This is a genomic window from Psychrobacter sp. TS_SC_6 (assembly GCF_056156305.1).
Window position 1 is genome coordinate 1,459,275 of record NZ_CM149590.1, and the last position, 19,060, is coordinate 1,478,334.

General features: G+C 42.7%; 22 protein-coding genes and 1 pseudogene. 12 read left to right on the forward strand and 11 right to left on the reverse strand.

Going from position 1 to position 19,060, the window contains the following annotated elements; genetic code table 11:
- Positions 1-76 precede the first annotated feature (76 nt).
- Genes AC0J5Y_RS06215 through AC0J5Y_RS06225 form a run of 3 tightly spaced genes read left to right on the forward strand, consistent with a single transcriptional unit; the run spans position 77 to position 913 of the window.
- Positions 77-397: an IS630 transposase-related protein gene (locus tag AC0J5Y_RS06215; protein WP_475132027.1), complete on the forward strand. Its 321-nt coding sequence runs from the start codon at positions 77-79 to the stop codon at positions 395-397.
- Complete coding sequence (locus AC0J5Y_RS06220) at positions 378-740, forward strand: transposase (RefSeq protein ID WP_475132028.1); 363 nt, start codon at positions 378-380, stop codon at positions 738-740. The genes AC0J5Y_RS06215 and AC0J5Y_RS06220 overlap by 20 nt, the downstream gene beginning before the upstream one ends.
- An 8-nt stretch (positions 741-748) precedes the next feature.
- Entirely contained in the window at positions 749-913 is a 165-nt protein-coding gene (locus AC0J5Y_RS06225; RefSeq protein WP_475132110.1) for a transposase, read from the forward strand.
- Between the two features lie 73 nt (positions 914-986).
- Here AC0J5Y_RS06225 and AC0J5Y_RS06230 read toward each other — a convergent pair whose 3' ends face one another.
- The gene (locus AC0J5Y_RS06230) at positions 987-2,657 is read right to left on the reverse strand and encodes a chromosome condensation regulator RCC1 (protein ID WP_475132029.1); all 1,671 of its coding nucleotides are present in this window, start codon (positions 2,655-2,657) and stop codon (positions 987-989) included.
- Positions 2,658-3,042: 385 nt separating this feature from the next.
- Entirely contained in the window at positions 3,043-3,165 is a 123-nt protein-coding gene (locus tag AC0J5Y_RS06235) for a transposase (protein ID WP_475132030.1), read from the reverse strand.
- 334 nt (positions 3,166-3,499) lie between these two features.
- On the opposite strand from AC0J5Y_RS06235, the gene AC0J5Y_RS06240 reads away from it, so the two are divergent.
- The 3 genes and pseudogenes from AC0J5Y_RS06240 (at position 3,500) to AC0J5Y_RS06250 (ending at position 4,896) form a co-directional block, all read left to right on the forward strand.
- On the forward strand, positions 3,500-4,516 hold the full coding sequence (locus tag AC0J5Y_RS06240; RefSeq protein ID WP_475132031.1) for an energy transducer TonB: 1,017 nt from the start codon (positions 3,500-3,502) through the stop codon (positions 4,514-4,516).
- Between the two features lie 112 nt (positions 4,517-4,628).
- Positions 4,629-4,748, forward strand: a pseudogene (locus AC0J5Y_RS06245) (MotA/TolQ/ExbB proton channel family protein); the annotation flags it as partial.
- Positions 4,749-4,797: 49 nt separating this feature from the next.
- Complete coding sequence (locus AC0J5Y_RS06250) at positions 4,798-4,896, forward strand: ExbD/TolR family protein (protein ID WP_475132033.1); 99 nt, start codon at positions 4,798-4,800, stop codon at positions 4,894-4,896.
- A gap of 88 nt (positions 4,897-4,984) precedes the next feature.
- Here AC0J5Y_RS06250 and AC0J5Y_RS06255 read toward each other — a convergent pair whose 3' ends face one another.
- The 4 genes from AC0J5Y_RS06255 to AC0J5Y_RS06270 form a co-directional block, all read right to left on the reverse strand.
- On the reverse strand, positions 4,985-6,130 hold the full coding sequence (locus tag AC0J5Y_RS06255; RefSeq protein ID WP_475132035.1) for a HupE/UreJ family protein: 1,146 nt from the start codon (positions 6,128-6,130) through the stop codon (positions 4,985-4,987).
- Positions 6,127-7,293, reverse strand: coding sequence for a tetratricopeptide repeat protein (locus AC0J5Y_RS06260; protein ID WP_475132037.1), 1,167 nt, complete (start codon positions 7,291-7,293; stop codon positions 6,127-6,129). The genes AC0J5Y_RS06255 and AC0J5Y_RS06260 overlap by 4 nt, the downstream gene beginning before the upstream one ends.
- Before the next feature lie 76 nt (positions 7,294-7,369).
- Positions 7,370-7,651: a hypothetical protein gene (locus tag AC0J5Y_RS06265; protein ID WP_475129891.1), complete on the reverse strand. Its 282-nt coding sequence runs from the start codon at positions 7,649-7,651 to the stop codon at positions 7,370-7,372.
- A 27-nt stretch (positions 7,652-7,678) separates the two neighbouring features.
- Positions 7,679-9,154, reverse strand: coding sequence for a DUF4331 domain-containing protein (locus AC0J5Y_RS06270; protein ID WP_475129892.1), 1,476 nt, complete (start codon positions 9,152-9,154; stop codon positions 7,679-7,681).
- Positions 9,155-9,814: 660 nt separating this feature from the next.
- Between AC0J5Y_RS06270 and arsS the strand changes: the two genes are divergently transcribed.
- The 5 genes from arsS (at position 9,815) to AC0J5Y_RS06295 (ending at position 14,335) form a co-directional block, all read left to right on the forward strand.
- The gene (gene arsS / locus AC0J5Y_RS06275; RefSeq protein WP_475129893.1) at positions 9,815-10,783 is read left to right on the forward strand and encodes an arsenosugar biosynthesis radical SAM (seleno)protein ArsS; all 969 of its coding nucleotides are present in this window, start codon (positions 9,815-9,817) and stop codon (positions 10,781-10,783) included.
- A gap of 93 nt (positions 10,784-10,876) precedes the next feature.
- Positions 10,877-11,686, forward strand: a complete 810-nt coding sequence (locus AC0J5Y_RS06280) for a DUF547 domain-containing protein (protein WP_475129894.1) — start codon at positions 10,877-10,879, stop codon at positions 11,684-11,686.
- Between the two features lie 17 nt (positions 11,687-11,703).
- Complete coding sequence (locus tag AC0J5Y_RS06285) at positions 11,704-12,444, forward strand: TIGR04283 family arsenosugar biosynthesis glycosyltransferase (protein WP_475129895.1); 741 nt, start codon at positions 11,704-11,706, stop codon at positions 12,442-12,444.
- Between the two features lie 87 nt (positions 12,445-12,531).
- Entirely contained in the window at positions 12,532-13,170 is a 639-nt protein-coding gene (locus AC0J5Y_RS06290) for a TIGR04282 family arsenosugar biosynthesis glycosyltransferase (protein WP_475129896.1), read from the forward strand.
- A gap of 109 nt (positions 13,171-13,279) precedes the next feature.
- Positions 13,280-14,335, forward strand: coding sequence for a methyltransferase domain-containing protein (locus AC0J5Y_RS06295; protein WP_475129897.1), 1,056 nt, complete (start codon positions 13,280-13,282; stop codon positions 14,333-14,335).
- A 129-nt stretch (positions 14,336-14,464) separates the two neighbouring features.
- On the opposite strand, the gene mtnP is transcribed toward AC0J5Y_RS06295, so the two are convergent.
- From mtnP to AC0J5Y_RS06320, 5 genes are all read right to left on the reverse strand, one after another.
- Positions 14,465-15,358 carry an S-methyl-5'-thioadenosine phosphorylase gene (gene mtnP, locus AC0J5Y_RS06300; protein ID WP_475129898.1) on the reverse strand — a complete coding sequence of 298 codons (894 nt, stop codon included), beginning with the start codon at positions 15,356-15,358 and terminating at the stop codon, positions 14,465-14,467.
- A gap of 47 nt (positions 15,359-15,405) precedes the next feature.
- The gene (locus AC0J5Y_RS06305) at positions 15,406-15,825 is read right to left on the reverse strand and encodes a GFA family protein (protein ID WP_475129899.1); all 420 of its coding nucleotides are present in this window, start codon (positions 15,823-15,825) and stop codon (positions 15,406-15,408) included.
- Positions 15,826-15,830: 5 nt separating this feature from the next.
- Positions 15,831-16,673, reverse strand: a complete 843-nt coding sequence (locus tag AC0J5Y_RS06310) for an IS3 family transposase (RefSeq protein WP_475129900.1) — start codon at positions 16,671-16,673, stop codon at positions 15,831-15,833.
- A gap of 29 nt (positions 16,674-16,702) precedes the next feature.
- Complete coding sequence (locus AC0J5Y_RS06315; RefSeq protein WP_058025686.1) at positions 16,703-17,014, reverse strand: transposase; 312 nt, start codon at positions 17,012-17,014, stop codon at positions 16,703-16,705.
- A gap of 308 nt (positions 17,015-17,322) precedes the next feature.
- Positions 17,323-18,234 carry a LysR family transcriptional regulator gene (locus tag AC0J5Y_RS06320; RefSeq protein ID WP_475129901.1) on the reverse strand — a complete coding sequence of 304 codons (912 nt, stop codon included), beginning with the start codon at positions 18,232-18,234 and terminating at the stop codon, positions 17,323-17,325.
- A 173-nt stretch (positions 18,235-18,407) separates the two neighbouring features.
- On the opposite strand from AC0J5Y_RS06320, the gene AC0J5Y_RS06325 reads away from it, so the two are divergent.
- The gene (locus AC0J5Y_RS06325) at positions 18,408-18,860 is read left to right on the forward strand and encodes a DoxX family protein (RefSeq protein ID WP_475129902.1); all 453 of its coding nucleotides are present in this window, start codon (positions 18,408-18,410) and stop codon (positions 18,858-18,860) included.
- Positions 18,861-19,060: the final 200 nt, after the last annotated feature.

Genomic DNA, 19,060 nt, shown 5'->3' on the forward strand with positions numbered 1-19,060 from the left:
CTTTTTTTTGTGCAATGCTAAGTGATTTAGTGACGAATTATAGTAAAAGAAACATAAATCCGCTACAGTATATAATATGGCATACTCAAAAGACTACCGACAACTGATACTGATCAAACTTGAAGAAGGCTATAGCATTCGACAACTTGCAGAGGCGTATCAAATCAGCACCAACACCATCCAGCGTTGGAAAACATATCCTGAGCGTAAGAGACGTCAATTTACCCCAACTAAGATAAACGATGAGTTACTGAGAGCCGATGTAGAAGCTCATCCTGATGACTATCAGCACGAGCGAGCTCGGCGTTTTAACTGCACTCAAAGAGCGATAGGCATCGCCTTGAAGCGCATCAGCATCACTCAAAAAAAAGAGCTTAATGCATCCAAAAGCGGATGATGAAAAACGTCTTATATTTCTTGAACACTTAAGACAGTTTGAGCTTGAGGGCAGACCCGTCATCTACCTTGATGAAAGTGGCTTTAAGTCTCATGAGAACAGACCTCATGGTTACTCTGAGAGAGGTAAAAAATGCTTTGGACAATACAACTGGCAGCTTAAAAACCAAACCAATGCAATAGGTGCTATTTACAATAACCAGCTGTTCGCTGTTGGACTCTATGATCGCAGTGTCAATAGTGATGTATTTCATAGTTGGGTTGAACAACTGCTGCTACCAAGCCTACCGAAAGACAGCGTGATCATTAGGATAACGCAACATTCCATAAGCGAAAAGACATAACTGAACTCATAGAAAGTGCTGGTCACGCTATTTTATGGTTACCACCTTACAGCCCTGACTTAAATCCTATCGAGCAGATGTGGGCTTGGGTGAAACAAAAACGTAAAGAGTGGCGGTTAGATTGTGTTGATACTTTGTTCTTCTATTTCTTATGGCTGTGTGGCGATTTATGAGTTCTTTGACTATATGTATTTTTATAAACATGAACCGCTTTTATGAACGCCGCTCAATAATCATTGCTTATAGCTAGCTAGGGACTTTTACAGGGATAGGGTAGTTGTACATCCAAGTATGCGAGGTATTTTCATTGCCTAATGAGCCTTCAAAACTCCAGCCCCATGTAAATAAATTGCTATTGTTAAAAGGTATACCATTGTTCTGATTGAGTGGTTTTTCATGTGCAATGAGATGCATTGTACCCATCGCCATATTATCGATGTTTTTTAGGTTGGGAAGCTTGTTTGTTGGTTCATCTAAGTTTTCATAACTTGTTTTGCCTTTGCCGTCTGTTTCACCAAACATGCCCCAAGCATAAAGGATGCCATCTGACGCTTGGGTGTTACTGTTATTTGCTGCAACATTGTCTAACAATACATAACTGGCATTACCATTGGCGTAGACACGGCGAACCTCTTTACCGGCAAACCAAGGCAATTTGGTTGGCGCAGTTATGGTGCTTGCCCAGGCGTATGCGGTATTTTTAAAGCCAATTCCGTTGTAGCCTATTTGGCTGCTAGCATTTAGCCCCCAACCATAGACAGAATCTTTGTTGGTCAGTGCTAAAACATGATCTTTACCAGCAGCAAGCTGAGTGACTATTTCTTTTTCTACCCCTTGAGCAGTATTATCAGCCAAATCATGCGCAATGACGTTAATACGTACTGGCTTATTATTAATGTTGATGCAATTATTGGCTTTATCACATGCTCGACCGCGCCCAAGATTGGCACTCGCGTCGCTGCCCCAACCCCATACCTGACCTTTATCATCTAAGGCATATGAGCTACTGCTACTGGCTACGACTTGTATGATATGACCGACACCCTCTGACGCCGAAAAGTCTACTTTGACTGGTGTGCTGCTGTCTATAGCGGTGTCATTACCAAGCTGACCTTGAGCATTAGCGCCAAATGCCCAAACGCTGCCGTCTTTGGTCAGCACCAAATTATGATTATAACCAGCTGCTAGCATGACCGCATTATCAATACCGGCAATCGCGCTGATATCAAGACGGCAATCAGCTGATTTAACACAAGAATGACGATTTGACTGACCACGTCCTAACTGTCCATAAGCATCATTGCCCCAACTGTAGACTTGACCTTTATCATCGATAGCAAGTGAGTGGTTTTGATTAAATTTAATAGATATTAGGTTTTCTGGGGCTTTATTTATGAGTGTCGGTAACTCCAGATGTCCCATAGTGTCAGTGAATGTCGAGGTATATGCGGTGCCTGTTTGCCCATAGTTATTACGACCCCAACCATAGAGCTGCCCATCATGAAGGGCTGCGGTATGTGAGCCACCAGCTGCCACCGTATCACCCAGATACATATTCTTAGTTGAGCGCATGATGTTACCTGCATCGTCAGTGGCGGCTAAGGCAATGCTATTTTTGCCTAAATCTAACAAGATGCGATCGTTAAAATAACCATTTGTGTCAATAGTTAGTGATTGAGGTGCTCTACCGTTCAATGTATAAGTCACAGACTTTATGCTACCGCTATCTTGCACTTGACCTGAGACAAATACGGCAGCAACTGCGCTATAACCACTCGAAAAGTTGCTATCCGTTGTCAAAAGTGGCGGTGTCCCATCAATGATTTCTGTGCTGACATCAGAATCATCGCCGCAAGCAGTCAACATCAAAGTAGCGGTAATCAAAGCGACTGCTTGGGTCAGAGTGGATAAACGCATAAATGTCTCAATCAGTGATCAATAAAAATAAAAGGGGTAGCGGTGCCAATCCTAAGATAGGGGCACTTAGTAAAGTGACTGTAATAATTTAAGCGAATAATATTACAAACGATAACTATTATCAATATGTAGATTGGAATGGCAGTATATTAGATATGCTATGTTACGGATCATAGCAGCAAATATGATAGTGGCGTGGTCAACTAGTTTAGGAAAGGCTCCTGATAAGAGGTTTTTATTAAAGTAACGTCTCTCTTTCTCCGCTGGTGATAAATAATCGTTAAACGCACGCGGTCTTATGGTTTGATAATAGCGCCAGATATAATCAATAATGGCGCTTTTAGCCTCATACCTTCACAACTTGCCACGGACTTAGCCATTTCTGTCAGATGGATTTGCCAATGCCAAGTGAATTAGAAACGTTGGGTATGCTGCGGTTGGGATCAGTGACTAAGCTTAAGGCTTCTAATTTGAATTCTTGGGTATATTGGTTGCGTTTGTTGATCATACTAGTTTCGTTCTTTAGGGTAGTATAGCCTCTTACGTGCTGTCCAAGTTTATTATGCCACTACATTTTGAGTATGCCATGAGCTCTACTGTAGCAGACTTATATTTCTTTTGCTGTACTTCAGCACTCCATAAAAATTACTATATAATCTGACGATTATAGGCAAATATTTGCTATCGTTGATGGAAGATTATTCAACTGCTATTACTAATAGGCTGCCTAATAAATCATCATGATACTAAATCCATTTACCCGTCTCAGCGGCTCTATCAGTGCTTGGATAACTATCTTTGTGATTATATTACACGGTCTTACTGTATGGGCTTTGATATCTATGGATAACCCTGAAATTTTAGAGGCTAAAGCGGCTAAGCCTCAGGTAATCCAATTAGAGCTAGTGACATTGCCACAATCATCCGCAGCGGCTACCGAAGAACGTCGTGCCGAAAATCCTCTTACAAAATTTAACTCTGTTCCTCAAGGACTGCCGCAATCAGAGAAAAAATCCGCTGAACTATCAGATACTAAACAGATAGAAGCTAAGTCAGTAGATGCTGTGTCAGAGCCGACCTTTAGTAAACCGCTAAATTCTATTAAATCTTTAAGCTCTGAACCAAAAAACCAAACATCTGGTTCAATAAAAAATCATTCAAACCCAGAAAAAACTAAAATAAAAAAAGAAACTCAACTGCCAGTCTTGGGACAGAAAAATACGACCAAAGAATCGGAAGAAATTGCCAAAAAAATGACGGAAGAAGAACAGGATCTTGTAGCCTTGGTTCAAGCGATGACAGAACAGGTCAGCCCTGAATCAGTAGATATATCAACGCAAGGGCTGGTCATAAAAGAGACGAGAAAAACAGTTAGGATTAAGGCTGAAGAAGAAATAGATATAGCGTCGTTAATCCGATCAGTGACAGCACAATTCAATCGTGATCAAGAACGTCAGTGGCAAGAAGGTAGAAAACGCGCAGGGCAAGAGCTGCTGCAAGCGCAGGCTGGCAAGAATAATGAGAAACGAAAACAGCTTAATCTCAATGATGAGGCAGTTGACTTTTTGGAGGAGCAAGCCAGCTGGCTTGATCAGAAGAAACCTGAAACAGACCTACCGTCGGCGATTTGGCGTGAAGTGACTAGTCAATCAGGCGATATCTTCACTGTATTATTGGAGCTTCATGTCGATAAAAACGGCTACATTACGGATGTGCAATTGCTCGAATCATCGGGTAATAAGATTATCGATATTGCAGCGATGACTCAAGTCAGAGCAGGGCAACTTAAACCGTTCCAACAAAATGAGCGATCTGTTAATGGCATTGTACCGATGTCATTAATATATGAGCGACCTTAATCTAAGTAATAGCTCGTTTTCCTTTTTTGATTAAACCGACTATATGAAGAATGTGTTCATAAAAAATGTACTGTCAGCCTCACTAGCTACTTAACCGCTTTTAGGAGTCTATATAGAGTTTACAGATTATTGGCAATATACGGATATCATTACTAAGAGTTTGTTTTTTGCATTATTTGCCTTGTCGATTGTGTCTTGGGTGACAGGAATTTTACGCCTGTACTATAGCCATCTGAACCGCTCCGACAATACCGGGGCGGTTCAGTAATCCGAATATTAATTTGCGGGCGGATCAAGACACCCGTTATGATATGGTGGCGCAAGTGCTGGCTGCCGCCAGTAGTGCAGGCTTGACTAAGGTTGCTTTTGTCACTGAATAAAGATAGTGCTCATCCTATAAAAAACTCCCTGATGAAATTAAAAAAGGGGCTAAAATCACTGATCTTAGCCACTTTTTTGATGTTTTAATCACACTATCCGTTCAAAAAACCACCACAATGCAACGGCGATACTGACAAGAGAGCCTATGTAAAATATAACCGATTTATAAAAACGCGTATGACGTAATAACAGCGCGATCGGAAATACTATGGCAATGAATACTAGTTGTCCTAGCTCAATCCCTATATTGAAGCTTAATAATGCTAATACGCGCTCACTTGTTGCTAGTGGCAAATCTACGAGCACATTGGCAAAGCCAAACCCGTGAATCAGACCAAAAACAAAGGCTAGATAGACGGCTCGCACTCGTAACATCGGTACCAGATTGTTTAACGCGGCGAATGCGATGGACAGAGCAATTAAAGATTCAATAAAGCGGGCAGGTATACTAACGATATCTAGGGCAGCTAAGCTCAAGGTAATTGAGTGCGCAAGCGTAAAGGACGTTGCAATCCAAAATACCTCAAGTAATGCAGCTCGCGGTTTGGCAACGGCAACCAATTGTTTTTGCCTGCGCACATAAACGGCTGGTATCAAAAGGACAAACAAAAACAAGAGATGATCCCAGCCAATCAGCAAGTGGTGTATCCCACTTTTCAAAAAGTTTGTCACTGTAGAGAGCCAGCCAGAGTCTGTCCCGGCACTTAATAAAGTTTGTCCAACGGACAATACTTGAACCGGTAATTTGCTCCCAGCTTGCGTTAGTATCAAGCGATGGTTGGCATCGATACCTGCCAGAACTTGATAGTTAAGCTCTGAGATAGGAGCTGCGCAGCCCAACTCAAATTCGGCATATAAATAATTAAAGCCACCGCGCGTGTTAATCGCTAGTGGCGCAAAGTTTGTGGTTTGGCAGGATTGATCATCCGCTGCTAATGTTACCTGAGCAGCAATAAGCTGCTCTATAAGCGTCATCTGTGATTTGACCTCTGCCCAACTTACTTGACGGTCTTGGTTAGAGTCTATATCTATCAGCAAGGCTAAGTCTCGAAGCGACAGCTCGTATTTAGCCTTATAAGTGGAATCTGCGGTACTTGATGAGCTCAAAGGCTCTAAGGTTAAGTAAGCCGTACTAGATTCATGTGCTTGTAGTGCCGTAGACGTCAGCACCAATAAGAATAACGTCAGATAACGATAAGTGTGATTCCAAATGAGTCTGATAAATGCGTTCATGAAGGTGTCTCCTTGCTTGAACTGCTGATTTTTCCTAAACGAAGATCGCGCTCGAGTGTTGGGTATTCAAATTGTGTGTCTGTCATAAACTGGCGCAATAGCTCAATATCTTTTTTGCTACCAGCTTTAATAGCTGCTGTCGCATAGATCACGATGTCAGCCGTTTCGCGCTGCTGTTGCCAGTTTTCGCGCGCCAATTGCAGCGCTGGGTTAATTTGGTTAGTAAGTAGGGCATAAGTAGCCTGTTCACGCATGTGGGCATTTTCCTTACGTATCTTCCATACATCGATGCGTTCTTTCATAAGCCCTAAGTTTTGCTGAGCGTTAGGATCCCCCAGTTGAATTTGAGCCGTGATGAGCTTTAGCAACAGCGCGTCTTTGTCGGTATGGTCCTGAAGCAATAGCCGCGTTTTTTCATAGTCTCCTTGTTTTAATAGCCAATCAGCGCGTGCCATGAGTGCGGGTACAGTTTGAGTGTCCATCACACTAAAGACTTGAGTGGCAAGCGCAACATCTTTACTACGCAGTGCAGCGTCTGCCTGAATAAGGTAAATCCAGCGTGCGGTCGATGCATCGAGTCCGGGCGCAAGATTGGCGAGCCCACTCAGGGTTTGTTTTGCTTGTGTCAGTTGACCGGTCATGCTCTGCACTTGAGCCATACATGCCAATTGATAGACGCGTAGGGAAGCATCATCGAGTTTGGTACAGTAGCTCATTGCCTCCTCAAACTGACCTTGGACGACAAGCAGAGAAGAGAGTGTCAACAGTGCATCTGCGTGAGCAGGATCTTTACTTAATATCTGCTGTAGCTGTGCTTTGGATTCAGAGAACTTGTGATCTGCCTGCAATGCACGTGCTCGTAACATGAGGGTTTCTACATCCGGATCCTTTATTTGCTCCAGCTGCGCTCGGGCTTGACCCAGCGCACGTGGATCGCCCTGTAAGTAAGCGCGCTCTAATAGCTTACTGGTTTGCTCAGGACTTACTGTGTTCGCACTAGACAAAAAGCTGTCTGAGTTTGAGTAGCGCGGCGTTGGTGAATCGCTAGGTAAGGTCTCAAGAATTTGTTGGTCATTTTGTGGAATAAAGGGTGCAGCATGAAGAAGGGGGCTGCCGATAAGTAATAACGGTAGTAATCCAATAAAGGGCTTAATCCAGTTCATAAGATCTCTCAGCTCAAAACATAAAGAAACACCTGATCAAGAATTTGATCAGGTGTCAGGTTTATATCACGTCAGATTACAATGAGGCATTGGCACCGGTTACCGCCACAGGCTCTGCTAGATTGGCTTCGGGAAGGATAATCCGATCAATATCTTGTGGTTCATCGGTATTCACATCCTTACTGGCGTTGATCACGCTAGAGACTCTCTCAGCTGCTAGGTTTGCCTTCGCTTGATCTGCTGCTACATCGGGATTGCCTTTATTTCCTGTCTCAAAGTTCTTGTTATCGTTATCACCGAAGCAGCCAGTAAGAGCAGCCGATCCGGTAACCAATATCGCTAACAGTACATAGCGCATGGTGTTTCTCCTTATATTAGGTTCAGCTTAGCGACTGCCTGCATTAGGGGTTTTTAGATAAGGAAAAACCGAGTCAAAAGCGGTGGCAGATTTTACGACTCCGTCAGTAAAGGGCGCTGTACCGGCTTTGGCATCAGCGGGGACACACGTCGCTTCTGGAGGTAGCCCAGCATGACATAAGACGCCCATCGCTACTCTTAACGATACATCAGTGACATCATCACCCGGTCGTCTACCATTTGGGAAACCTGCGGTATCACCACCGATCACACCTAAGTCATTCTGACTTGCCGCTACTACAGTAGGTGTCGTGGTATTTAAGCGTAACATATCAGCTGGGACTAAAGCTTTGTTAGCGGGTTTGTTGATTGTAGGAACGCCCGTTAGGAACGCAGTCACTAGATCTTGACGCGGGAAATTAGTAGGTGCTGGCGCACTTGGATATAGTTTTTGAATCAAGGCAGGTAGCGTAGGATAGAATACATAATTCTTGAAATTAGCCACGTCATCTTTTGGCTCTGAGGCGTTAAATTTGTCTTTGTCTTTAAAACCAATAACGACCTCATTGACCAGTGGCATACCCAATCTTGAAACTTGGGTCCATGCACCACCTTTTTTAGCAGTGGTACTGATACCAGAAGCAGGTGAAGGATTGACTAAAGTCGCCTGACGGACACTGGCAGTCGTCCAAGCACCAATCACAGGATCCACACCTTTTTTATTATCACCTAAATCTACTTGCGTTGCATTAACGAGACAAGCTTTAGGAATCTCCATTGCAATAGAGGTAATATTCTTATCTGCTAGTACGTTTGTACCGCCGTCACGTGGACCTAATGGGTTTAGGTTAATCAGATCGAACACTTTGCCCAAGTCAATGGCAAAGCTCTCAGCACGTTGACCGACAAAGACCTTGCCAGCTCCACAAGTGCCTAAGTTTAACGGTTGAATAAAGCCTCTTGCATAGCCTGGATAGTCTGCAAAAGACTTGGTGCCGATATAATCAAATGGCTTGTTAAAAGTCCCAAGTGGTGTACGCGCGCCGCTACGGCGATCACCTTTAACCATCGTCACACCATAGCTTTCACTGGTTTGTACATTGGCTGGGTTTGAGGCATCGCCTGCATTAGATAAGGGTATCGCAACATTTGACGGACCGCCTGAGGGTATTTCGATGCTATTTAGTGTTTGTTTAAAGTCAAATTGGAAGGTGACGTCTTCTACCGCATCACCGTTGTTATCTATGTGGATCTCATATAGAGCATCATCATCTAACGAAAAATAGTTAGGACCGCCGTAGGCATCTTGCAGTGGTAAATAGTTGGCAATAATGGTGACGTAATCTGCTCGACCACTCTCATAGCTGTTAAACATATAAAGGTCAGTGGCATCGACTTTAGGCGTTTTGGTGATGGAGGGCGCTTCACGGTGACTAGAGGCTACAGCGCTTGCACTTGCGCATAAAGCCATCGCTGCTAATAGAGCGTGTATAGTGTATTTCATACGAATCCTTGTAGAAAAACTTGAGGGCTAAGTGATGTTTAATACATAAATATATAAATGATATATATCTAGATATAGCAGGTCTGAATGGTTGATTGTGAGATATTTCTGAGAGGTTCCTGAGATAATCATAATTTGTATTATATACAATCCATATATAAATACATCTAAACTATCCTTCAAATAAGTTAAACCAAACTATATACTTAAGCAAGAATTTTATGATGGCACTCGTCGGATTTATCGTAACGTTCATCGGATTTATTGGGATAAGTGTTGTTTTTATGTTACAAAAGCGTTTTTAAATCACTTATAAAGATATTTACTCAAAAACATAAGGGAAATAAATGGAATATTAGCGTAAGAAAAGTAAAAATAATGAGCTGACAAAAAAGCTCATTATTCAGGAGAGAATGGCACACGATTTTAAGTCGTTCAAAGTTTTGAAAATATCGCAGCTTCATCTGGTCCTTATATATAGCTAAAATTATAGATGTTCAATAATCTAAGATTAATGGCAATACATCAAAAAAATAAGATATTATTGATTAGACTAGCTTTATATAAGCAGTAGATTCATAAGACAAACACTATCTATACCAAAGATTTAGTGATGTCCATTTATAATCAAGAAGACTGACAACTGGATTCTATACCACTATGAAATCTACCATTGAATTACTTGAAGAGACTGATTTTCCTACTATCAAAAGGCGTGAGCTTAAAATCTTGCAAGTGAATATGGGCTACTTGTGCAATATGTCCTGCGTGCATTGTCATGTTGCCGCCAGTCCGTACCGTACGGAGATGATATCACGAGAGCTGGTTGAGTTGATTCCACAAATTTTACAAGCACAAAATATCGATACACTGGATTTGACTGGTGGCGCGCCTGAGATGCATGCAGACTTTAAGTACTTGGTTAAAGCGGCACGAGCGCTGGGTGTCAAAGTGATTGACCGCTGCAATCTGACGATTCTGATGGTAGAAGATTATGAGGATATGGCGCAGTTCTTGGCGGACAATGAGGTTGAGGTTGTTGCTTCACTTCCTTGTTATTCATTAGAAAATGTAGATAAGCAGCGCGGTAAAGGGGCGTTTGATGACAGTATTTTAGGATTGCATAAGCTTAATGCCTTAGGTTACGGAAAATCTGGTTCAGGTTTGATATTGAACCTTGTATATAACCCGCAAGGCGCGACCCTACCGCCCAATCAGCAGCAGTTAGAAGCTGACTATAAGCGTGAGTTAAAAGCGCACTTCGATGTTGAGTTTAATCAGCTGTTTGCCCTAACCAATATGCCTATTCAGCGCTTTGGTGCGGTGCTATTGGCTAAAAAACAGTTCCATCCTTACATGGATTTGCTCAAAGCCAATTACGTTGCCTCCAATTTAACCGAAGTGATGTGTCGCTCGACCATCAGTGTCAATTGGCTCGGAGAATTATTTGATTGCGATTTCAACCAGCAGCTTGAGATTCCAGTACCAAACAAAGCCCGCCGTCATTTACGAGATTTATTAACACAAAATCCTGCAGGTGATGATATTGCCATTGCGGACCATTGCTATGGTTGTACGGCAGGACAGGGCAGTAGCTGCGGCGGTATTTTAGAAGAGTCAACTATGTAGCTTTATTAGAGTATATAAGAGTAGATTAGATAAACCTGGGATAAATGAGATTAGGATAGGCAAAAACCTATCTATCTAAGCGGAGTTACTACCATGTCATTATTCAATCACTTAATAGTCAAAACGACTATTGCCACCGCTATTTTGTTATCAAGCGCAGCCGCCTATGCGGATTTTAATCACAGCAGTTGGGATACGTTGCTAGATAAACATGTAACCATGACCAATGCTGGCAAGGCGTCGGTAGTTGATTATGTTGGCATGCAGTCAGATAAAAGTAAATTAGATGGCTATATGGCTGCCACTAGTAAGGTCAGTCAAGCTGAATTTAACGGTTGGAATAAAGATGAGCAGCTAGCCTTTTTAATCAATGTCTATAACGCAGGCACAGTGGAGTTGGTGCTCACCAAGTATCCAAATATCAAATCAATTAAAGATATTGGATCCGTATTAAGCTCACCTTGGAAACAGAATTTCATTCCACTGTTGGGTAAAACGCGCTCGCTGGATGATATTGAACACAATCTGATTCGCGGCTCCAAGCGTTACAACGACCCGCGTATTCACTTTGCGGTTAATTGTGCCAGCATTGGCTGTCCTGCGCTCCTAAACGATGCGTTTACTGGAAAGCGCTTAGAGAAGCAGTTAGAGCAAGTGACCAGTAAGTTTTTGGCAGACAGAAGCCGTAATCGCTTGAAGAGCAATACGCTTGAGGTATCACCAATTTTTAAGTGGTATAAAGAAGATTTTACGATGGGTTGGCGCGGTACTAATGACGTTGCAGGATTTTTGGGACGTTATAGTCAGGCATTAGGAATGAATAATACTCAAGTGAAGGCCTTAGAGCAGGGTAGAATAAAAGTCAGTTATACCAATTATGATTGGCGGTTGAATAAGAAATAAATTGGGCGTTAATAAAAATGACTGCTGTGCCAATTAAACTCTCTATCGTAGTACCGTTATTAAACGAAGCGGATAATTTGCCTAAATTGATGGGTCATCTTGCTCATCTGAATCCAGCACCTTATCAGGTCATACTAGTGGATGGCGGTTCAACAGATAACTCAGTTTTTATTGCTAAGGAACTGATTGAAAGTTTGATGGATAGTAGTCCATGCGTTACTAGCGGACAGGTTATTGATTGGCAAATAATAGAGTCCGCCGCTGGACGTGCGCTGCAAATGAATGCAGGTGCTGAGCTGGGAATGGGTGATGTGTTGTTGTTTTTGCATGCGGATACGCAGCTGCCGAACCACGCTATTGCTGATATTACATCAGCCGTCAGGCAAGCCGCGTGGGGGCGTTTCGATGTGCGTTTGGACAGTTATGTATGGATGCTTAAGGTGGTCAGTCAGATGATCAATTGGCGTTCCAGATTTAGTGGGATTGCCACGGGTGATCAAGCGATATTTATCAAAAAACCACTTTTTGAGCAGCTGGGTGGTTACCCTCAGCAGCCACTTATGGAAGATATTGAGCTTTGCAAACGTCTTAAAGCTATCGGCAGGCCAGCTTGTCTACAAAGCAAGGTGATAACTTCGGCACGGCGCTGGCAACAATATGGCACTTGGCGCACAATATTACTGATGTGGCATCTGCGCTTTGATTATTGGCGCGGTGTCTCTGCCGATAATCTTAAGCTGCGTTATTATAATGCTTAGTAGCTAACAATTGTCCTTATTAGCCGTAAAGAGTCCTAGAGTGCGCTCAACCCATTTTAACTTGTAATAATGGAAATTCAAATACTTATGCCAAGAGGTACTATACAAACAGACACGCTTATTATTATCTTCGCTAAGTTCCCCGCTTGTGGTATGGCAAAGACACGTTTGCAGCCTGCACTTGGTCTTGAAGGTGCGTCACTTATAGCAAAACAGCTGTTATTGCATAGCGTTGAGCAGGCACTAGCAACTGGATTTAGCGTCGAGCTGTGCGTGAGTCCAGCGCCAAATGATTTATGTTGGCAGACGCTTAGTTTACCTGAGGCATTGCAGTGGTCAGCGCAAGCAAATGATGACTTAGGCTTACGCATGTTAGCTGCTAGCCAGCAAGGTTTATACAAATTTAAACAGGTGGTATTGATTGGTACGGATTGTCCAAGCTTAACGCCAGTACGCATTCAAGAGGCAGTACAGAAATTAGAGCAGTCTGATACGGTCATAATTCCTGCCTCAGATGGGGGTTACGTGCTCCTAGGATTTAAGCAAGCTGATGCCAGTTTATTTTCGGATATCGAGTGGAGCACTGCCAGCGTGGCAGCGGTGACTCGACAACGTATTAAAGCATTGGGTTGGACAATGGCATTATTAGACCCACTGCATGACATTGATGAGCCGGCAGATTTAAAACATTTGCCCGTAGGTTGGCTTGAAAAAATAGGCTGTTGATTAGCTGGTTTTTTAAATATGATTTATATTTCTTATCTTTAGGATGACCCTAATATAGGGTGCTGAATAAGGTTGCTTAAGCCGTTTTATTATTAACAAGGAATTTATCATGCATGAAGTCGTTCAAGATTATTATGGCAAACAACTACAAAGTACTGAGGATTTAAAAACGTCAGCATGCTGTGATATCAGCAATATGCCAAGTTGGTTAAAGCCTTTATTAGCGAACATTCATGATGAGGTTCTAAGTCGATATTATGGTTGTGGACTAGTATGCCCAGCGCTACTTGAAGGCTGCCGTATCCTAGATTTGGGCTGCGGTTCGGGCCGTGATGTCTATGCATTAGCACAATTGGTTGGACCTACAGGTCATGTGGTCGGTGTCGATATGACGGATGAACAACTAGCCATTGCAAAGCAGTATCAAAACTATCATGTGGATAAATTTGGCTACGACAATGTGACTTTTCTTAAGGGCTACATCGAAAAGCTAGATGAGCTCAATTTAGACCCTAATAGCTTCGATATCATTGTCTCAAATTGTGTTATTAATCTATCGCCTGATAAAGCAGCGGTGATGGCCAGTGTGCAGCGTTTGCTCAAGCCTGGCGGTGAGTTTTACTTCTCTGACGTCTATGCAGACCGCCGCATCCCACAGCATTTAGTCAATGATCCTGTCCTTTATGGAGAGTGTTTAAGTGGTGCCTTATACTGGAAGGATTTTGAGCGCTTAGCACGACATGCTGATTTTTTAGACCCGCGTTTGGTTGAAGATCGTCCGCTTGAAATCACCGATCCACTACTTGCTGCTAAGATTGGCGATATCCAGTTTTTTTCCGCTACTTATCGATTATTCAAGATTGCCACGCTGGAAGATGCTTGTGAGGACCACGGTCAAGCAGTCATTTATCACGGAACCATTGACCAGCTACCGCATCATTTTAATTTAGATAAACATCATACGATTGAGACAGGCCGCGCTTTCCCTGTCTGTGGTAATACTTTTCGTATGCTAAAAGAGTCACGCTTTGCTAAGCATTTTGATTTTATTGGCGATGATAGTCGCCACTATGGTATTTTTGCAGGTTGTGGTGATATCTTACCGTTTGGTCATCAAGCGAATATAGTGTCTGGGCCGTTTGCTAATTCAGGAAGTTGTTGCTAAAAATAAGATCTGGATGTTGAAAAAGCTATCTCTCCAAAAATCTGTCTGTCAAAAATAATAGAGGCCCTAAAATAGTTTGAAGGCCTCTTTTATATGAAAAAACATTATAAATGTCTAAGGTTTTAACCTCTACGGAAGTAATGCCGCAAGTCTTGTCTTAGTCTCTGCGCTCATCGCTTCAACAGGCGTGACTAATGCTTGGGTCAAAGCAGTATGAGCGATGGATTTCGGCTGTTCGGATGCAATTAATGCCACGGCTTGCTTAATGACTTGCTGCGCGTTGTCTGCATTTTTCATTAGATTTTGTATAGCATAATCTGCACTGACGGCTTGCTCATTTGGATGCCAACAATCAAAATCTGTCACAAGCGCTAACGTTGCATAGGCGATGCTGGCTTCGCGTGCTAGCTTAGCTTCTGGCATATTGGTCATGCCGATGATGTCCGCTTGCATCTGCCGATACCAGTGTGATTCTGCGCGAGTTGAAAACTGAGGTCCTTCTATACATGCATAGGTCGCTTTTGCGTGGCATTGCCCATCCGCAATATTTGCGTTGTCATAAGCACGCATCAAGATGTCTGCCACCTCAGGGCATAAAGGGTCAGCCATTGACACATGAGCGACCGCACCATCTCCAAAGAACGTGCTTACTCTCTGCTTGGTCATATCAATCATTTGATCAGGGATGACCATATCTAGTGGTTTCAGCGTTTCTTGCAATGAGCCAACCGCTGATACTGAGACGATATAGCGTACACCTAAAGTCTTTAAGGCATAGATGTTGGCACGATAAGGCACCTCAGAGGGGGTTAACCTATGTCCTTGACCATGTCGCGTTAAGAATGCGACTGTGACGCCATTAAGTTCACCGAGCACGATGTCATCAGATGGATCACCATAGGGTGTCTCAATTTTAACGCTACGCTTATTGGTCAAAGCTTGCATTTGATATAGACCGCTACCGCCGATAATAGCGATATCGGCAGCGTTTTTTACCATAATTTCTACTGCGTTTGAAGTCATATTAGGTTCCAAATGATAATTGGTAGAGTCTATCAAAGTTCATACTACTAGCGTTTACTGATTCTCTTATACATACCTTGAGCAAGCGCCTTCAAGATCATCGCCTGACTTTGCACAAAGCCGTTGTACTTGGACAAATCATCCTCTATATCGCTGGTGCGGCGATTATAAAATAGATGCATAGTTGGCTTGGGTAGTGCCGTCACATCAGGATAATTTGTTGTGGGTATTAATATTAGATTGCCGCCCAATGCCATTTCTATACTGGGTCTATTGCAGCGGGTACAAAGTCCGCGGCTAATATTTGGCGGGAGTTTCCAACGGCGAAATTTGGTTCTGATAAGATTTAATGAACTCACATCGGGTTTAAGTAAAATTGTCACATCATTATAAGCTTGGCCTGTGAATTCTTGGCAAATAGTGCAGTGGCAGATAAAGCGTCCAATGGGCTGATTTGTAGTGGTCAACTAATTTAGGACAGCTTATAAGAGATTTGGTTAAAATAACGTCTCTCTTTCTCTGCTGGTGATAAATAATCGTTAAACGCATGCGGTCTCACGGTCTGATAATAGCCCCAGATGTAATCAACAATGGCAGTCCGAGCTTCAGCGATATCCTCATAACCGCCCTTTGGCATCCACTCTGTTTTAAAGCTTCTGAAGAAGCGCTCAGTCGGAGCGTTGTCCCAACAGTTGCCCTTTCGGCTCATACTTTGCGTCATACCCTCACAACTTGCCACGGATTGGGCAAACTTCTTGCTAGTGTAATGGGTTCCCTGATCGGAGTGAAACAGCACTCCAGTTGGCTGTAAGCGCGTCTGATATGCCATCTGTAGCGCTTTGGTTGTCAGCATGCTGTCAGGCGAATCTGACACGGCAAAGCCCACCACACGCCGAGCATACAAATCTAACACCACCGCTAAATAACACCAGCTGCCTTTAATGCGAATATAAGTGACATCACCCGTCCAGACTTGATTGGGCGCTGATGGGCTAAAATTACGGTTCAGTATGTTGTCATGAGCTTGGTGTTCTTCATCAGCATGCTTATATTTATGTGTTTTTAGCTGGCAACTGATGAGCCCCATCTGCGCCATAAGTTTACCTACCATATAACGGGTCAGCTTGATGCCGTGTTCATTCATTAATATGGCAACGATGCTGCGAGCGCCTGCTGAGCGCTTTGAGTCGTTAAATATTTGGCGGATTAAGGCTTTGTGTTTGACGGTTTCAAGGTTAATTGGCTTGGGCTGCCGTCCATAATAATAGCTGCTTTTAATCACGCCAAACAGCTTGAGCAAAAGGCTTTTACTCATCTGTTTGTCTTGCTCTGCCAGCTGACTTATCAGCGATAATCGCTCAGACTGTCCAAGGCTAGCAGAGCTGAAGCCTTTTTTAGAATGTCGCGCTCCATAGTCAGCCGTTTTACTTGTTTACGCAGTTCTTGGAGTTCTCGCTGTTCATCGGTTAAAGCGTTGCCGACTTTAGGTGCTTGACCACCCATTTCTTGACGGTACTGACTCAGCCATTTCTGTAAGGTGGATTTGCCTATGCCAAGTGAATCAGAAACGTCGGGTATGCTACGGTTGTGATCAGTGACTAAGCTGATGGCTTCTAATTTGAATTCTCGGGTATATTGATTGCGTTTGTTGGTCATACTAGTTTCCTTCTTTAGGTTAGTATAAACCTCTTATGCGCTGTCCAGTTTTATTATGCCACTACAATTGTTGATCGTATAAGTATTGCTATGACAGGAGCAAGAGCCTTCTTGTGGGGTAAATCCTTTGCTCATTGGTCAGTCCTTAATAGTAGGGGTATGGATATTTAGTGTTTTGAAATATAGCACTATCCTAGCGTATTAGTGTAGTCGCTTTCAGTATCATGATCGAATAGGATCTATGTTAAAGAAGATGTAGAGATAAACTAGTTCAATAAACGAGTCATTACCGTTAAGCCTAATAAAAGCTAAGGTATGGACTCGTCCCAGTACGGTGGCGTGCCATAATAGCCTTCCATAAAATCAATAAAACACCTCACTTTATGTGGCAGTAATTTTCTATGGGCATAGACTGCATATAAGCCCAAAGCCTCAGGTTCAAGTTCTGGCAACACTACGACTAGCTTGCCACTACTAAGCGCTTCGCTGATAATAAAAGTTGGCTGTAATACTATTCCTGCGCCTGCCATAGCCGCGTCCACCAATACATCACCATTATTACTACGAAGCTCGCTACCTTGCTTGAGGTATTTTGCTTTCAATAATTGGTAAATATCGTCCTTACCATCCATATTCATATAGCTGTAATGCAAATAGCGATGTTCGGCAATATCTTCAGGCTTAGTTGGCGTGCCGTGTTTGTTCAGGTAATCAGGTGCAGCGCATAACATTACACGAATGGGTGCGACCTTTTTAGCAATCAGTGACGAGCTTTTTAGCTGCCCAATACGCAAGGCCACATCGAAACCCTCCTCGACAATATCGACTTTTCGATCAGTCAATTGTAGATCGACCTTGACCAATGGATAATGTATCTGAAAGTCAGTGATTAACTTAGCCATATGTTTTAAGGCAAATGATACTGGTGCACTGATTCTTAAGACGCCTTTGGGATTCTGTTGTAAACCACCTAGCTTTGATTCCATATCATCAATGCTAAGTAAAATCTGCTGTGCATGTCCGAAGTAATGACTACCAGCTTCGGTAAGGCTGACTTTACGAGTGGTGCGATTAAGCAGGCGACTATTTAGCTGCTCCTCCAACTTAGAGACATATTTGCTCACCAACTGCGGTGACAGCTGCAAGGTATCTGCCGCATTACTAAAGCTGCCTTCGGTCACCACTGCCACAAAAGCGCGCATCGCATCGATTCTATCCATATTTTGCCCTATTTTCATTTAACCATCAAAATCCAACGCCAAAAAAACTATCAATGATATGTTGTTAATTATTCAATATTATCTATATTACTCTTTTAATGCGTTGATAGTAAACTAGAGTTATTCCAGAGATTAAATATCCTTCCTAAAATAAACCTAATGGAGTAATAACAATGAAGATGTCAGTACTGAATAGAATTTTGCTATCTAAAGCGGGCGCTGCTGCTTTAATCCTTCGTGTACCCGTAGGTTTGATTTTGGCAGCGCATGGTGCTCAAAAATTATTTGGCTGGTTTGGTGGTAATGGTCTAGCAGGAACTGCTCAATGGCTGAGCAGCATAGGTGTAGAGCCTGGTTTTCTAATGGCAATATTGGCAGGGGGTGCTGAGTTCTTTGGCGGTCTTGCCTTAGTATTAGGATTACTGACACGACCAGCTGCATTAGTCGCTGCATTCACTATGCTCGTTGCTATTTTTTCTGTTCATATAAATAATGGGCTGTTTGTCGCTGATGGTGGCTATGAGTATGCCTTAGTATTGATGGTCGCTTTAATTGCTTTGGTAATACAAGGTGGCGGTTATCTCAGTATGGATAATGCTTTATCAGAAAAATCAGATAATGTTTAATAATTATCCTTAATAAATAAATCAACATTTACTCGCTAATAGTAAGTGTCCATCTTAATTAATGGCAATTGGACTAAAAACTGGCAACCTATATAAGAGAAGGAAGACTGTGTTCGCTGGCTTGTGACTTTAGTATGCTTCCATGTGGCTTATTATTATCTAAAAGCATTGAATCCCAGTAGAACTGTCCCTGTTCATTC

What these genes read in the sequence shown, in the direction of transcription:
- AC0J5Y_RS06215 (WP_475132027.1), top strand. Translation starts at nt 77, where the DNA reads ATGGCATACTCAAAAGACTACCGACAACTGATACTGATCAAACTTGAA.
- AC0J5Y_RS06220 (WP_475132028.1), top strand. Translation starts at nt 378, where the DNA reads ATGCATCCAAAAGCGGATGATGAAAAACGTCTTATATTTCTTGAACAC.
- AC0J5Y_RS06230 (WP_475132029.1), bottom strand. Translation starts at nt 2,657, where the DNA reads ATGCGTTTATCCACTCTGACCCAAGCAGTCGCTTTGATTACCGCTACT.
- AC0J5Y_RS06235 (WP_475132030.1), bottom strand. Translation starts at nt 3,165, where the DNA reads ATGATCAACAAACGCAACCAATATACCCAAGAATTCAAATTAGAAGCC.
- AC0J5Y_RS06240 (WP_475132031.1), top strand. Translation starts at nt 3,500, where the DNA reads ATGGATAACCCTGAAATTTTAGAGGCTAAAGCGGCTAAGCCTCAGGTA.
- AC0J5Y_RS06255 (WP_475132035.1), bottom strand. Translation starts at nt 6,130, where the DNA reads ATGAACGCATTTATCAGACTCATTTGGAATCACACTTATCGTTATCTG.
- AC0J5Y_RS06260 (WP_475132037.1), bottom strand. Translation starts at nt 7,293, where the DNA reads ATGAACTGGATTAAGCCCTTTATTGGATTACTACCGTTATTACTTATC.
- AC0J5Y_RS06265 (WP_475129891.1), bottom strand. Translation starts at nt 7,651, where the DNA reads ATGCGCTATGTACTGTTAGCGATATTGGTTACCGGATCGGCTGCTCTT.
- AC0J5Y_RS06270 (WP_475129892.1), bottom strand. Translation starts at nt 9,154, where the DNA reads ATGAAATACACTATACACGCTCTATTAGCAGCGATGGCTTTATGCGCA.
- arsS (WP_475129893.1), top strand. Translation starts at nt 9,815, where the DNA reads ATGAAATCTACCATTGAATTACTTGAAGAGACTGATTTTCCTACTATC.
- AC0J5Y_RS06280 (WP_475129894.1), top strand. Translation starts at nt 10,877, where the DNA reads ATGTCATTATTCAATCACTTAATAGTCAAAACGACTATTGCCACCGCT.
- AC0J5Y_RS06285 (WP_475129895.1), top strand. Translation starts at nt 11,704, where the DNA reads ATGACTGCTGTGCCAATTAAACTCTCTATCGTAGTACCGTTATTAAAC.
- AC0J5Y_RS06290 (WP_475129896.1), top strand. Translation starts at nt 12,532, where the DNA reads ATGCCAAGAGGTACTATACAAACAGACACGCTTATTATTATCTTCGCT.
- AC0J5Y_RS06295 (WP_475129897.1), top strand. Translation starts at nt 13,280, where the DNA reads ATGCATGAAGTCGTTCAAGATTATTATGGCAAACAACTACAAAGTACT.
- mtnP (WP_475129898.1), bottom strand. Translation starts at nt 15,358, where the DNA reads ATGACTTCAAACGCAGTAGAAATTATGGTAAAAAACGCTGCCGATATC.
- AC0J5Y_RS06310 (WP_475129900.1), bottom strand. Translation starts at nt 16,673, where the DNA reads ATGAGTAAAAGCCTTTTGCTCAAGCTGTTTGGCGTGATTAAAAGCAGC.
- AC0J5Y_RS06315 (WP_058025686.1), bottom strand. Translation starts at nt 17,014, where the DNA reads ATGACCAACAAACGCAATCAATATACCCGAGAATTCAAATTAGAAGCC.
- AC0J5Y_RS06320 (WP_475129901.1), bottom strand. Translation starts at nt 18,234, where the DNA reads ATGGATAGAATCGATGCGATGCGCGCTTTTGTGGCAGTGGTGACCGAA.
- AC0J5Y_RS06325 (WP_475129902.1), top strand. Translation starts at nt 18,408, where the DNA reads ATGAAGATGTCAGTACTGAATAGAATTTTGCTATCTAAAGCGGGCGCT.